Below are 13,977 nucleotides of genomic sequence, written 5' to 3' on the forward strand. Positions count from 1 at the left end.
CCCGCTCGGCAGTCGCCCCCGCGTTGCCGCACTATTTTAGCATTACTGCCGGACGAAAGATCGCCCGGCAGCAGATAAAAGACAATTTTCCAGTCATTCGCAAGTGCGAAAGAAAAGCATGGAGCTCGTTCAGAGCGCCTTTTCCAATTCCGGCAGTGCGTCGAAGAGATCGGCGACGAGGCCGTAGTCGGCGACCTGGAAGATCGGCGCCTCCTCGTCCTTGTTGATGGCGACGATCACCTTACTGTCCTTCATGCCGGCCAGGTGCTGGATGGCGCCGGAGATGCCGGCGGCGATATAGAGATCGGGCGCCACCACCTTGCCGGTCTGGCCGACCTGCCAGTCGTTCGGGGCATAACCGGCATCGACGGCCGCCCGGCTGGCGCCGACGGCAGCCCCGAGCTTGTCGGCAACCGGCAGGATGACCTCCTTGAACTTCTCGGCCGAACCGAGCGCCCGGCCGCCGGAGATGATGATCTTCGCCGAGGTCAGTTCCGGACGGTCGGAGGCCGACAGCGCATCGGCGACGAAACGCGACAGACCCGGATCGGAGATCGCTGCGATCGCCTCGACGCTGGCAGAGCCGCCTTCGGCGGCGGAGGCAAACGAGGCGGTGCGCACGGTGATGACCTTCTTGGCATCGCTTGCCTGCACCGTCTGGATGGCGTTGCCGGCATAGATCGGCCGCTTGAAGGTGTCGGGGCTGACGACTTCGATGATCTCCGAGACCTGGGCGACATCGAGCAGGGCAGCGACGCGCGGCAGCACCGTCTTGCCGACCGAGGTGGCGGCAGACAGGATCGCGTCATAGCTGCCTGCCAGCGAGACGATCAGATCGGCCAGCGGTTCGGCGAGATTGTTGGCAAGCGCATCGCTTTCGGCGAGCAGCACCTTGGTCACACCGGAAAGCTTGGCGGCCTGATCGGCCGCCGCCTTGGCGGCCTTGCCGGCGACCAGGATGTGCACGTCGGAGCCGATCTGACTTGCCGCCGTCAGCGCCTTGGCGGTCTGGTCGGAGAGGTGATGGCCGTCATGGTCGGCCAGAAGAAGAATGGTCATGATCGTGTTCTCTCTTTCCTGGCTTACAGCACGCCGGCTTCGTTTTTGAGCTTGTCGACCAGTTCGGTGACCGACTTGACCTTGACGCCGGCCTTGCGGCCGGACGGCTCCTCGGTCTTCAAGATCTTCAGCCGCGGCGTCGTATCGACGCCGAAATCGGCCGGGCTCTTCTTGTCGAGCGGCTTCTTCTTCGCCTTCATGATGTTCGGCAGCGAGGCATAACGCGGCTCGTTCAGGCGAAGATCGGTGGTCACCACCGCCGGCAGCTTGATCTCGATCGTCTGCAGGCCGCCGTCGACCTCGCGGGTGACGGTCGCCTTGCCGTCACCGATTTCGATCTTCGAGGCGAAAGTCGCCTGGGCCGAACCGAGCAATGCCGCCAGCATCTGGCCGGTCTGGTTGGAGTCGTCGTCGATCGCCTGCTTGCCTGATATGATCAGCCCCGGCTGTTCGGCATCGGCCACCGCTTTGAGGATCTTGGCGACGGCGAGCGGCTCGACTTGATCGTCGGTCTCGACCAGGATCGCCCGGTCGGCGCCCATGGCAAGCGCCGTCCTCAGCGTCTCCTCGGCCTTGGCCGGGCCGATCGAGACGACCACCACTTCTTCCGCCTTGCCGGCTTCCTTCAGCCGCAGCGCCTCTTCCACCGAGATCTCGTCGAACGGGTTCATCGACATCTTCACATTGGCAAGCTCGACACCCGAACCATCCGGCTTCACTCGGATCTTCACGTTGTAGTCGACAACCCGTTTGACGGGCACGAGAATCTTCATGGGGGTCCTTCCTTCAAGAAAACTGGCTTCAGCGAGGCTTTTAAGGAAAATGCGCGCTCACACGCCGCTTCGATTGTCGAATGGCGACATGGATACGCGTTTTTCCCCCAAATACAACGCTTGCATGACGCAGGCAGGGGATTGCTTCGGCAATATATTGACGTTTACGTACGCGTCAATATATCTGTCAACGCCGGTCACGGCCCCAGGGAAGACGCTCGATCCGTCCGTCCGTGCCGGCCGCAACGGCCGCACCGACGCCGGCTTCGTTCCTCACGGCGCGCGGCGTCACGATTTCCCGATCGAAGAGAGGTACGCCGCGACGACGCAGCGCCAGGATTAAAACAGCGCCGGCAAGAATGCCGCCGACATGGGCGCCCCAGGAGACGTCGGCATCGGGCGCAAACGCCAGCATGAAGAACTGCTGGCCGATCCACAAAAGCAGCGGCACGAAGGCCGGCAGGGGCAAGGGTACACGGAAGAACACCAGCACCCAGACCCTGACGCGCGGATGCAGCATGACATAGGCGGCAACGACCCCGGAGATCGCCCCCGAGGCGCCGACCAGCGGCGCTTCCGGCGTCGTCGTCAGCAACCCGTGGCAAAGCGCGCCGGCGGCCGCGCAGAGGAGGTAGAAGACCAGGAAGCGCATATGCCCCATCGCATCCTCGACATTGTCGCCGAAGACCCAGAGGAAGACCATGTTGGAGGCCAGATGCCAGAAGCCCGAATGGGCGAAGGCATAGGTGAGATAGGTCAGCGGCTCCGGCACGATGTCCAATCCCTCAGCCAACTGCGCCTGCCCGAAGGCGACCGCCGGGATGTAGCTGAGGCCGACCGTCGTTGCCTGGGCGGCCTGTTCGCTCTCCAGGCTGGTAAAGAGCCAGACTGCGACATTCAGCGCGATCAAGGCCAGCGTCACCCACTGGACCTTGATATGTTTCAGCGTATTGGCGTCGTGAAGTGGTATGAACATCAAGGCCCCCCGGCAATCGTGATCGCGGCAAACCTATCTGTTTTTTCCCGGAACCCAAAGCACATCCGCACGACCCTGGTCATTTGCATGGCGGGCTGCGACGAAGAGGAAATCCGAAAGCCGGTTGATATATTTCATCGCGGCCCCGCCGACGATTTCGCCCTCCATGCGGGCCAGCGTCACCATCAGCCGCTCGGCCCGCCGCGCAATCGTGCGGGCCAGATGCAGATGCGCGGCGGCCGGGCTGCCGCCCGGCAGTATGAAGGACGTCAGCGGACGGAGGTCGGCGTTCAGTCGATCGATATCGCGCTCGATGCGCTCGACCTGCGTCTCGACGATCCGCAGCGGCTCGTAGGCCGGCGGTTCGCCGGTGTCGGGCGTGGCGAGATCGGCGCCGAGGTCGAAGAGATCGTTCTGGATCGACATCAGCATGGTGTCGAGGTCAACCAAGTCTGTCGTGTAAAGCCGCGCCAGGCCGATCGCGGAATTGGCCTCGTCGATCGTGCCATAAGCCTCGACGCGCAGATCGTCCTTCCGACGGCGGGGGCCGGAAGCCAGGCCTGTCGTGCCGTCATCGCCGGTCTTCGTGTAGATCTTGTTGAGTTTCACCATGCTGCACCGCCGATCGAGGGGAGGGCTGTCGCGCTCACCCGTTTTGCCTCATCAAGTCGGTTCAGCCCGGTGCCGACATTGTTGGTTGCGCTGGCGGACAGCGTCCCTGACACGGGTGTATACGCCGTGAGTGGTTTCTTCGACCCACCCCACCCCCGTCATGCTCGGGCTTGACCCGAGCATCCACACCGCATCCATCAGCAGCTACGGGGATGGATCCTCGGGTCAAGCCCGAGCATGACGGAGGGTGGGGTCGGGCTTCTGCGCCCAAGTCCTTGGGCGCGGCAGAACGTCGGATTTTGTTATTCACCGCGCGGACGCGCGGTGGCTGGATTCCTGTGACGAGCACAGGAATGAGGGAGGTCGAGGAGGCGATAGTACCCATATTTACCCCTCTATCGTTAGGTCAGTCCTCAGGTCGGGCGGCCGCCGCCGGTGATCCAGAGCGTCAGCATGATCAGGATGACGGCGACTGCCTGCAGCAGGACGCGAAGCTGCATCAGTTTGTTGGAAAGGTTGGCGTCGCCGCCCTTCATCATGTTGAAGAGGCCGCGGATCAGCACGAGGGCGACGACGCCCATGACGATGACCGCAAGGATATAGGTGATTGAGGACATGGCATTCAGCTTTCTCAGTCAGTCCGTCCAGCGCATCAGGCGGTAGAAGAGGTCCGCCGGAAGCAGCCGCTTCAGGAACATGCCCTGTTTAGCCGGAGTCGTTACGGGATAATGTGGCCTTGGATTTTTCGAGTTCAATGCGTGTTTCAATACCGAATAGACCGCCTCGGGGCCAAGTTTATGACGATTGACCGGCCCCGAACCGTCGAGCCTCGCCAACTGCCTGATATAATCGGCCGCGTGCGGCGAGTTCTCGACGTCGATGTTTTCCTTGATCTTTGCGAGCGCATTGGCGGTGAAACGCGTGGCGATCGGTCCGGGCTCGATCAGGCTCACATGGATGCCACTGCCGTGCAGCTCCATGCGCAGGGTGATGCTGAGGCCCTCGAGCGCGAACTTGGAGGCGGTGTAGGCGCCGCGATAGCGATAGGGGACGACGCCGAGAATGGACGAACATTGGACGATCCGGCCCTGCCCATGTTTGCGCATCGACGGAATGACCTGCCGCGTCAATTCGTGCCAGCCGAAGAAATTCGCTTCGAACTGGGCGCGCAGCGCTGCCGTCGAAAGATCCTCGACGGCGCCCGGCTGGCCATAGGCGCCGTTGTTGAAGAGCGCGTCGATACGGCCGCCGCTGCGTTTCAAGACGGTGTCGACCAGCTCGGAAATCGTCTCGATCCTGGCATAGTCCATCAACAAGGCTTCGATGCCGTCGGCTTCCAGACCCGGCAGATCATCCGTTTTGCGCACCGTCGCAAAGACGCGCCAGCCATCGGCTTTCAGCGCCCGGGCGCAATGCGCGCCGATGCCGGAGGAGCAGCCGGTGACGACGATTGTGCGCTCTCCCGCCATGGAATGATTCCTGTACAAAATGGGACTCGTTTCCCATATTCGGCCAGAGGATACAATGTGGAAAGCCGGAGACGGAATGCGGAAGGTGCTGCGCACGATCTACGACGTGGTCTATGACGCGATCTGTCACATGGTCGAGGATGACGGATTTGCGATGGCAAGCCACGTGGCGCTGTCGAGCCTGCTCGCGGTTTTCCCGTTCCTGATCTTCGGCACGGCGCTTGCAAGCTTCCTCGGCGCCGATCAGTTTTCCTCGACCGCCATCCATCTGATCTTCGACACCTGGCCCGAAGCGATCGCCAAGCCGCTGGCCGACCAGGTGCTGCAGGTCCTGACCATTCAACGCGGCGGGCTGCTGACGATCTCGGTGCTGGCGGCCGCCTATTTCGCCTCGAACGGCGTCGAAGCGCTGCGCATTTCGCTCAATCGTGCCTACCGGGTGCAGGAAACCCGGCCGTGGTATTTCACCCGCCTGGCCAGCCTCGGCTACGTGCTGATCGCGGTCATCATCTTCGCGGCGATCAGCATCCTGCTGGTGGCGGTGCCATTGGCGCTCGATTATGCGAGGAATTGGTTTCCGCTGTTTGCCGATACGCTCGACATCGTCTTCAGCTGGCGCATTTACGGCACGCTTGTCGTGCTGACCGTCGGCCTGCTGGTCATGCATCTCTGGCTGCCGGCCGGCAAGCGGCGGGTTTTCGACGTTATTCCAGGGGTCTTGCTGACGCTGCTTCTCTGGCTCGCCGGCGCGCTGATCTTTGCCTATTATCTGGCGACCTTCGCCAATTATACGGCAACCTATGCCGGTCTCGCCTCGGTGATGATCGTGCTGATCTTTCTCTATATGGTCGGTGCCATCTTCATTATCGGCGCGGAGATCAATGCGGCGCTGATCAAGTTCCGCGTCTTCCGGATGTTCTCGCATACGCTTTCGATCGTCGGCAGAGAGCGTGTCGAACGGCGCTCAGAGCCCGACAAGGCGGCGAATGTCGGCCCCTGACATGCCCCGGGCACGCAATTCGGCGAGCCCGCTGTCACCTTCGCTTTTCGAAAGCTTGCGGCCATCGGCGTCGAGAATGAGACGATGATGGTGGTAGAGGGGCTGCGGCAGGCCGAGCAGAACCTGCAGCAGCCGGTGCACCGATGTGGCGTGGAAAAGGTCGAGCCCGCGCACGACATGGGTGACGCCCTGCACGGCATCGTCGACGACCACCGACAGATGGTAGCTCGAAGGAGCATCCGAGCGCGACAGGATGACATCTCCCCAGACGCCAGGTTCGGCGGCGATCTCGCCTGTCCTGCCGTCGCCGGTTTCCGCCCAGAACAGCAGTTCGCCGATCAGGTCGAGCGCCTTGCGCATGTCGAGCCGCCAGGCATGTTTTTTCCCGGAGGAAAGGATCTCCCGCCATTCGGTTTCCGGCCGCTCGCGATCAATCGGCGGATAATGCGGCGTGCCATCGGGATCGCGCGGCCAGGATTGGCCCGTTGCCTCATAGGCGGCGACACGCGCCTTCACTTCGCCGCGCGTCAGGAAAGCCGGATAGACCAGGCCGCGTTCGATCAGCGCATGCAGCGCCGCCTGATACTCCGCAAAATGCTCCGACTGGCGCCGCACCGGACTTTCCCAGTCGATCTCAAGCCAGTCGAGGTCCCGCAGGATGCCGGCCTCGAATTCGGGGGTGCAGCGGGCCTGGTCGATATCCTCGATGCGCAGCAGCAGGCGGCCATGCAACGCTTCGGCCATGTCGCGGTTCAAAAAGGCCGAAAGTGCATGGCCGAGATGCAGCGATCCGTTGGGGCTCGGCGCAAAACGAAAGACAGGTTTTTGACGCTCGCTCGTGGTCATGCTTTCTTCTGCCACGGATTTTGGTTTTGAACCACTGGGAGGACGCGGTGCAGATCATCCGCAACGACGATGACGTCAGGCTGGGGCTCGAAGCGCTGCTTCGCCTCGATCCGCGCCTTGCACCGATCGCCGCGGATGTAGGCCCCCTTCCGCTGCGGCTGCGCGAAGCCGGTTTTGCCGGCCTTGCCCATATCATCGTATCGCAAATGGTCTCGCGCGCCAGCGCCGAGGCGATCTGGCGGCGCATGCTGCCGGCGGATGGCCTGCTGACGGCGGAAGCTTACCTGCTGTTTCACCCCGAGGCATGGCGGGAGTTCGGCCTGTCGCGCGCCAAGGCCGATACGCTGACGCGGATCGCTGAAGCGGTTGCCTCCGGCCGCCTCGATCTTTCCGGGCTCTGCCTGAAGCCGCCGGGCGAAGCGCTGGGCGAACTGACGGGGCTGAAGGGCGTCGGCCCGTGGACGGCGGAGGTTTATCTGATGTTCTGCGGCGGCCATGCCGATGTCTTTCCGGCCGGCGATGTCGCGCTGCAGAATGCCGTCGGCGCCGCGCTCGGACTTGCGGCGCGGCCGCAAGCGAAGGCGCTTGCCAAGCTTTCGCAGGTCTGGTCGCCGTGGCGATCGGTGGCAGCCCGGCTTTTCTGGGCCTATTACGCCACGAAAATGCGTCGTGACATGGTGCCGGTCGGCTGATCGGCCACACTCTTTAAATTGCCTTTATCCTCTGAATTTATTGGACTTCACAATCCTGTAACAACCGGCCTAATATACAGGTGCAGATGCCGAATCGATCAGGAGAGTCCCTTGACGATTGCAGTCTCCCCGCAGGCCCTGCCGGCGCTCGTCCTGAACGCTGACTACCGGCCGCTGAGTTATTACCCCTTGTCGCTTTGGTCCTGGCAGGACGCGATCAAGGCGGTATTTCTCGACCGTGTGAATATCATCGCAGAATATGAACACTCGGTTTCCTCGCCGAGCTTTTCGATGCGGCTTCCGAGTGTCGTGTGCCTGAAGACTTACGTTCAGCCATCCCGCAATCCTGCTTTCACCCGGTTCAACGTCTTCCTGCGCGATCGGTTCGAGTGCCAGTATTGCGGCTCTGATGACGACCTGACCTTCGACCACGTCATCCCGCGCGCCCATGGCGGCGAGACGACCTGGGAGAATGTCGTGGCGGCTTGCTCGCCCTGCAATCTGCGCAAGGGCAGCAAGCTGCCGAAGCAGGCAGGCATGTTCCCGGCGCAGAAGCCCTATCAGCCGACGGTGCAGGATCTGCACAATAACGGCCGGCTGTTCCCGCCGAATTACCTGCATGACAGCTGGCTCGACTATCTCTACTGGGATACCGAACTGCAGCCCTGACCGCGCCCGTCTACAGCGCGTCGCATCGATTGCGTTCCACAAGCCGCGGTTTGGCTCTTTGCTTCCATGTCGTTATCAGCGGCATGTCGCGCATGGTCGCGGCGACATGCGTCAGGCGGCCTTGCGAACGCCGACGAAGGCGAAGGCCGCAAGCAGGATCCCGGCAATCACGTTCCAGCCGGCAAAAGACAGGCCGAGCACCCTGAGCGCCGCATCGGTGCAGGATGGGCCCTTGATCGTATTGAGTTCGCCGAGCAGATCGCCGGCATTGGTCGTCATGCTGCTTGCCGTGGTCGAGCAGGTGGTCGGGCCTGGCCAGAAGTGCCATTCGACGCCGGCGTGATAGACACCCATGCCCGCGGTGACCAGCATCAGCATGCCGGCTGCGAGAATCATTGCGCGGGAAATCCAGTTCGGCAGACCCGCGAGCTCGCAGATCGCAGCGAGAAAGGCGATCGGAATCGCGTAGTAATAAGGCTGGCGCTGCAGCAGGCACAGTGCGCAGGGAATATAGCCGCCGATATACTGGAAGCCGAGGGCGGCGCCGACCGCCGCCGCCATGCCGATAGCGAGCAATATGGAATAGATGAAGCCGGGACGGGCGAGCGGCGAGGCGGTGGCAGTCATGGCGGAGCTCCGCGAAAGTTTGGTCTAGTGAGCGAAAGAGCGGTAGCCGAAATATAGCACGATTGCCGCAGTGGCACCGATGCCAACGAGCTGGCCGAGGCGCTTCTCGATGAAGTCACGGATCGGCTCGCCGTAGCGGCGCAGCAGCCAGGCGAGGAAGAGGAAACGGGCGCCGCGGGCAATAATCGCCGATACGATGAAAAGGCCCAGATTGACGTGAATGACGCCGGACAGGATGGTGACGATCTTGATCGGCGGCAGATGCGCAAGACCTGACGTGACGAGCAGCAGCAGGATCCACTCGTAGGTGACATAGGCCTTCATCTGCTCGAAGGCATCGAGTTTGCCGTAGAATTCGAGAACTGGCCGCGCCACCGTCTCATAGGCGTAAAAGCCGAGCGCCCAGCCGGCGATGCCGCCGAGCACGGAGGCGACGGTCGCAACCAGCGCGTAGCGATAGGAGCGTTCCGGTTTGGCGAGCGCCATGGGCAGGAAAAGCACATCGGCGGGGACGAGAAAGACGGAGCTTTCGACGAAGGCGATGACGGCGAGCCAGACTTCGGCCGATTTGCGCGCGGCCAGAGACATGGTCCAGTCGTAAAGTCTGCGGAGCATTCCGTTCCCTTCCTATTGCGGTGCAAAAGAGCTTTAGGGGCGGTGCGCGGCCCTGTAAATGCTTGGCCGTGTCCTTCGTGCCACCCGCCGCCTAAAAATTTCGTGATTCGGGCATCGATGCCTCTCCCAAGATTTCATGGGATGGCGAATCGGCCATTGTGAGGCAGGCTGGTTTGAGGGCGACGTGCAGGGTGGCATGAGATGTTCAAAGTGATCGAAGGCGGCCGCGCTCAGGCCGTGCAGATGGATGACGGGCTCGGAGCAGGACGGGGACCGAACAGAGACGATGTGCTTGGGGAAGCGGCCCGGAGGCTGAGCGAAAGCGGTTATCATCTGTCCCGCGTTCGGGAATTCGCGACCGGCGTGCCGATGCTGGCGTCTCTGAAATACCTGTCGCTGCAGATCAATTTCGCAGCCGAGACGCTGTCGCGGCTCGATCCGATTCCGGAGGATTTCCGTTCCGACGGCTATTGGCCGGCAGGCTGACAGCATCGCGCAACGGGCCTGCAGATAGTCTGTTTGGCGCCGGCACTCGGGGTGTCTGCGCGTCAGGACAGATCCATCGACTTTTCCCATTGCTGCCGCAGCACGTTCATTTCCGTGCGCTTCTGGGCCATTTCGCTGACGATCGTCCGCAGGTTGGGATGGTGCGACATGAACATGTTGAAGTCGCGCCGCTCGAGAACTTCGAACTGGCAGAAGTCGACGGCGATGACATCGGCCGTGCGCCGTCCGCCGCTCAACAACGCCATCTCGCCGAAGAAGGCGCCCGGTTCGAGGCGGATCGCGCCGCTGGCGAGCCGCACTTCCACGGCACCCGAGGAGATGAAGTACATGCTGTCGCCGCGGTCGCCGCGGCGGATGACGCGTTCGCCGGGCGGGGCCGACTTCGCCTTGAAGAGCAGCAGTAACTCCTCCTGCGCGTCCTCGCCGACCTGGGAAAACAGCGGGAAGGTTTCGATCAGCTGCTGCATTTTCAACTGGTGCTGACGTTCGCGCTCCTCGCCGAGCGCCCTGATCTTTTCCAGTTCCTTGCCGAGTGTCTTCTGCCTTTTCCTGCCGTAGCTTTCGAAGAGCGGCGGCCATTTCGAATGGATATATTTTTTCAGGCCCTCGCTGGCAAAGATCACGATCGGATTGAGGGTGATCGACAGGATCGCGGCGGCAAGGATCAGATCCTGGCCCTCATGCGGCAGAAGCCCGAGCGAGACGCCGAGGCCGGCGAGGATGAAGGAAAATTCGCCGATCTGAGCAAGTCCTCCGGCCAAGGTCAGGCCCATGCTGATCGGATAGCGCAGCAGCATGACGATTGCGAAGGTGATGATGGCCTTGCCGAGAATGACGAGCGCCAGCGCGCCGATTACGGCCAGCGGCTCGCGCACCAGGATCGAGGGGTCGAAGAGCATGCCGACGGAGACGAAGAACAGCACGGAGAAGGCATTCTGCAACGGTAGCGAATCGGCGGCCGCTCTGTGGCTGAGCTGGGATTCGCTCATGACGACACCGGCGAAGAAGGCGCCGAGCGCAAAGGAGACGCCGAAGATCGCGGCTGAGCCGAAGGCGATGCCGAGCGCGATCGCCAGCACGGTCAGCGTGAAGAGTTCGCGTGAGCCGGTGCGGGCGATCATCGTCAGCAACCAGGGCACGATACGAGGGCCGAGGAAGATCGCCATGGCGGTGAAGGCCGCCACCTTCAACAGGGTCAGCCCGATCGTCAGCGCCAGCGGCAGTTCGCCGAGGCCGTGATTGGTCGTATCGACCGCGTGGCCACCGAGAAGCTCCGCCAGCGCCGGCAGCAGCACCAAGGCCAGCACCATCGCCAGATCCTCGACGATCAGCCAGCCGACAGCGACGCGGCCACTTGCCGCGTTGACGAGATTGCGCTCCTCCAGCGCCTTCAGGAGCACGACGGTGCTGGCGACCGACAGGCTGAGGCCGAAGACGATGCCGGCGCCAAGGCTCCAGCCCCAGAGCTTGCAAAGGCCGATGCCCAGCAGCGTGGCGAGGAAAATCCGTCCGATCGCACCCGGCACGGCGATACCGCGCACAGCAAGCAGATCGGAGGCGGAAAAATGCAGGCCGACGCCGAACATCAGAAGGATGACGCCCATTTCGGCAAGCTGGCCGGCAAGCGCGGTGTCGGCGACGAAGCCGGGCGTGAACGGTCCCATCAGGATGCCGGCCATCAGATAGCCGACGAGCGGCGGCAGCCGGAGCCGGTCGGCGCCATAACCGAGGATCGCCGCGAAAACAAAACTGACGGCGACTGTCGCGATGAGTCCTACTTCCTGATGCACGTCCGCCCTCGCCGATGGTAACGGCCGCCACCTTGGACGAAGCGCAAGCAAAGTTAAATAGTTGATTTGCGTTTTAAGAGCCTCGTTCGCGACCCCGGCCAGTCGGAAACAGGTGTCGTCGGCAAAGGTCCGCCACGGTCGGCGCGCCGCCGATGTTGGAACCGGTTTTGGCTTGCGTCTTTGGCCTTCGTCACGAGATGGGGAAGATCATCCTGAACTGTACTGTGGCGGCGGTCGCCGGCGCTGTTACAGATGAAAATCTCAGAGAAGGGCGAGGCCCGGTTCCTGCGTCAGCCGGGTTTTCACCTTTCGTGGCCCTGATGGCGCGCAATGTGGTGGTGAAAAACCTCCGTGGATGTTATGAGCACGCCTTCGGTCGAAGCGCATTCCCAGCGCAAGGACCCGCACAGGATTTTCAGTATGATTGAGCTTACCCCGTCCCAGATCGCAGGACTCAAACTCGCCAGGGATGGAGACCTTTATCCTCAGCCTGCCAATAAATGGACGCATCAGAACGCGACCGTAACCTACGCAAAATCGGATCGGTGGAAAGAGCGGCCTCAGAAAGTGAAGTCGGTCACGGCAAAGACGCTGGGTGAGTTGAAAGAGCCGGGTTTCCTCGTCCGGCGGCACCTGGACGACGACGCATCAAAGGACGTCTACGGCATCACCATGGCCGGCAAGATGTGGCTGTTGAAGAACAAATAGTTTCAGTTGGATGCGGATTGCTCCGTCGGGATCGAAGCGCTGCGCGTTGAAACCAGTCCGCCTTCGTTCCTGACGGAACTACGGCTCGCCGAGCCGAAGCTCACAGAGCGGAGGCTGGTGCCCCATGCCGGGGTCGAACCAGCACTTCTTTCGAAACTCGATTTTGAGTCGAGCGCGTCTACCAATTCCGCCAATGGGGCAACGGATACCGACGAGGCGGGTGTCTAACATGTGTGCGCCTGCGCATGCAAGACGGACGAACGAAGTTATCGCGGCAATCCGGTGGAGAGACCCAGCCTTGCTTCGAGACCGGGTCCTCTCCGAGATCAGTGGGCCGCGGCAGGGGCGGCACTCGGCAGGCCTGACTTCTTCAGCGTGATCGCCAGGATCGAGGCCAGCAGGCAGAAGGCGCCGGCGACGAAGAAGGCGGGCAGATAGCTCGACAGTTCCGTGCGCGAGAGGCCGGCGCCGTAGGCGGCGGTGGCGGCGCCCAGCTGATGGCCGGCAAAGACCCAGCCGAAGACGAGGCCGGCCTTTTCACGGCCGAAGCGGTCGGCGGCGATCTTGACGGTCGGCGGCACGGTGGCGATCCAGTCAAGGCCATAGAAGATGGCAAAGATCGAAAGGCCGTAGAAGCTGAAATCGCTGAAGGGCAGATAGAGCAGCGAGAGGCCGCGCAGGCCGTAGTACCAGAACAGCAGCCAGCGATTGTCGAACCGGTCGGACAGCCAGCCGGAGCCGATGGTGCCGAAGAAATCGAAGATGCCCATGACGGCAAGCACGCTCGCGGCGGCCACCGGCACGATGCCGAAATCGCCGCAGAGGGTGACGAAATGGGTCTGAATCAGGCCGTTGGTGCTGAGGCCGCAAATGAAGAAGGTGGTAAACAGGATCCAGAAGGTCGAGGTCGTCGAAATCTCGCGCAGCGTGGTGAGCGGCGTCATCAGGGCAGCGCCGAGCGTCGGCCTGGCCGGTGCCGGCGTCACATGCGCCTCGCCCAAAGAGGGCAAATTGACGTCAGCCGGCCGGTCGCGCATGAAGGCGAGAACAGCAAGGGCCGCGACCATGATCATGGCGCAGACGAAAAACACCGTCGAGCGCCAGCCGTAACGCTCCGTCAGTTCCGCCATCAGCGGCAGGAAAACGAGCTGGCCGGTGGCAGAACTCGCCGAAAGCATGCCGACGACGAGGCCGCGATGCTTGGTGAACCAGCGCGTCGACACGGTCGCGGCGAGCACCATGGCCGTCAATCCGGTGCCGAAGCCGACGACGATGCCCCAGAGCAGCAGGAGCTGCCACAACGTCGTCATGAACAGCGAGCCGACGAAGCCTATGCCGATCAGTGTCAATGCAAAGACGATGACCTTGCGCACACCGAAATAATTCATGAAAGCGGCGGCGAACGGCCCCATGAAGCCGAACAGGATCAGGCGGATCGCAAGTGCGAAGGAAATCTGCGAGGTTTCCCAGCCGAATTCGTCCTGCAGCGGCTTGATCAGCACGCCAGGGGCACCCATGGCGCCTGCCGTCACCAGCATGGTGAGGAAGGTGGCGGCAACGACGACCCAACCGTAGTGAATGTTGCGCCGGGCAAGGGTGGAGGCAAGGGCTGTGGAAACCATGAGCACGATTCC

The 13,977-nt window shown here is 62.3% G+C and carries 16 protein-coding genes and 1 tRNA gene; 5 read left to right on the plus strand and 12 right to left on the minus strand.

The genetic code is table 11. The features are described 5' to 3' along the window. Nucleotides 1-129: 129 nt before the first annotated feature. From MHI61_RS25645 to MHI61_RS25670, 6 genes are all read right to left on the minus strand, one after another. Nucleotides 130-1,059, minus strand: a complete 930-nt coding sequence (locus MHI61_RS25645; RefSeq protein ID WP_239791069.1) for an electron transfer flavoprotein subunit alpha/FixB family protein — start codon at nt 1,057-1,059, stop codon at nt 130-132. 23 nt (nt 1,060-1,082) lie between these two features. Beyond that, nucleotides 1,083-1,832 (minus strand): electron transfer flavoprotein subunit beta/FixA family protein, encoded by a 750-nt coding sequence (locus tag MHI61_RS25650; protein WP_239791070.1) that lies wholly within the window; start codon nt 1,830-1,832, stop codon nt 1,083-1,085. Nucleotides 1,833-2,019: 187 nt separating this feature from the next. Next, on the minus strand, nt 2,020-2,808 hold the full coding sequence (locus MHI61_RS25655) for a rhomboid family intramembrane serine protease (protein WP_239791071.1): 789 nt from the start codon (nt 2,806-2,808) through the stop codon (nt 2,020-2,022). Between the two features lie 33 nt (nt 2,809-2,841). Then, nucleotides 2,842-3,420 carry a cob(I)yrinic acid a,c-diamide adenosyltransferase gene (locus tag MHI61_RS25660; RefSeq protein ID WP_239791072.1) on the minus strand — a complete coding sequence of 193 codons (579 nt, stop codon included), beginning with the start codon at nt 3,418-3,420 and terminating at the stop codon, nt 2,842-2,844. 413 nt (nt 3,421-3,833) lie between these two features. Next, nucleotides 3,834-4,037, minus strand: a complete 204-nt coding sequence (locus tag MHI61_RS25665) for a twin transmembrane helix small protein (RefSeq protein ID WP_239791073.1) — start codon at nt 4,035-4,037, stop codon at nt 3,834-3,836. Nucleotides 4,038-4,055: 18 nt separating this feature from the next. Next, nucleotides 4,056-4,889 (minus strand): SDR family oxidoreductase, encoded by an 834-nt coding sequence (locus MHI61_RS25670; protein WP_239791074.1) that lies wholly within the window; start codon nt 4,887-4,889, stop codon nt 4,056-4,058. Nucleotides 4,890-4,965: 76 nt separating this feature from the next. On the opposite strand from MHI61_RS25670, the gene MHI61_RS25675 reads away from it, so the two are divergent. Further along, nucleotides 4,966-5,889, plus strand: a complete 924-nt coding sequence (locus MHI61_RS25675) for a YihY/virulence factor BrkB family protein (protein ID WP_097608942.1) — start codon at nt 4,966-4,968, stop codon at nt 5,887-5,889. Here the strand turns inward: MHI61_RS25675 and gluQRS are convergent. After that, entirely contained in the window at nt 5,854-6,735 is an 882-nt protein-coding gene (gene gluQRS / locus MHI61_RS25680; protein WP_239791075.1) for a tRNA glutamyl-Q(34) synthetase GluQRS, read from the minus strand. The two genes, MHI61_RS25675 and gluQRS, sit on opposite strands and share 36 nt — an antisense overlap. A gap of 47 nt (nt 6,736-6,782) precedes the next feature. On the opposite strand from gluQRS, the gene MHI61_RS25685 reads away from it, so the two are divergent. Next, nucleotides 6,783-7,427 (plus strand): DNA-3-methyladenine glycosylase, encoded by a 645-nt coding sequence (locus MHI61_RS25685; protein WP_239791076.1) that lies wholly within the window; start codon nt 6,783-6,785, stop codon nt 7,425-7,427. A 111-nt stretch (nt 7,428-7,538) separates the two neighbouring features. Then, nucleotides 7,539-8,096: an HNH endonuclease gene (locus MHI61_RS25690; protein ID WP_239791077.1), complete on the plus strand. Its 558-nt coding sequence runs from the start codon at nt 7,539-7,541 to the stop codon at nt 8,094-8,096. A gap of 111 nt (nt 8,097-8,207) precedes the next feature. On the opposite strand, the gene MHI61_RS25695 is transcribed toward MHI61_RS25690, so the two are convergent. Further along, nucleotides 8,208-8,723: a disulfide bond formation protein B gene (locus MHI61_RS25695; protein WP_239791078.1), complete on the minus strand. Its 516-nt coding sequence runs from the start codon at nt 8,721-8,723 to the stop codon at nt 8,208-8,210. A 24-nt stretch (nt 8,724-8,747) separates the two neighbouring features. Further along, on the minus strand, nt 8,748-9,338 hold the full coding sequence (locus MHI61_RS25700; protein WP_097584651.1) for a YqaA family protein: 591 nt from the start codon (nt 9,336-9,338) through the stop codon (nt 8,748-8,750). Nucleotides 9,339-9,539: 201 nt separating this feature from the next. Between MHI61_RS25700 and MHI61_RS25705 the strand changes: the two genes are divergently transcribed. Then, entirely contained in the window at nt 9,540-9,824 is a 285-nt protein-coding gene (locus MHI61_RS25705; protein WP_239791079.1) for a hypothetical protein, read from the plus strand. A 62-nt stretch (nt 9,825-9,886) separates the two neighbouring features. Here MHI61_RS25705 and MHI61_RS25710 read toward each other — a convergent pair whose 3' ends face one another. Continuing rightward, nucleotides 9,887-11,635 (minus strand): cation:proton antiporter, encoded by a 1,749-nt coding sequence (locus MHI61_RS25710; RefSeq protein WP_239791080.1) that lies wholly within the window; start codon nt 11,633-11,635, stop codon nt 9,887-9,889. A gap of 420 nt (nt 11,636-12,055) precedes the next feature. Between MHI61_RS25710 and MHI61_RS25715 the strand changes: the two genes are divergently transcribed. Beyond that, nucleotides 12,056-12,343 carry a hypothetical protein gene (locus MHI61_RS25715; protein ID WP_097608965.1) on the plus strand — a complete coding sequence of 96 codons (288 nt, stop codon included), beginning with the start codon at nt 12,056-12,058 and terminating at the stop codon, nt 12,341-12,343. A gap of 115 nt (nt 12,344-12,458) precedes the next feature. Here the strand turns inward: MHI61_RS25715 and MHI61_RS25720 are convergent. Beyond that, nucleotides 12,459-12,543 (minus strand) — tRNA-Leu (locus MHI61_RS25720). Nucleotides 12,544-12,669: 126 nt separating this feature from the next. After that, nucleotides 12,670-13,965 (minus strand): MFS transporter, encoded by a 1,296-nt coding sequence (locus MHI61_RS25725; protein ID WP_097584654.1) that lies wholly within the window; start codon nt 13,963-13,965, stop codon nt 12,670-12,672. Nucleotides 13,966-13,977 lie beyond the last annotated feature (12 nt).

The sequence above is a fragment of the Rhizobium sp. K102 genome, from assembly GCF_022385315.1.
In the GTDB taxonomy this organism is placed as follows: Bacteria; Pseudomonadota; Alphaproteobacteria; order Rhizobiales; family Rhizobiaceae; genus Rhizobium; species Rhizobium croatiense.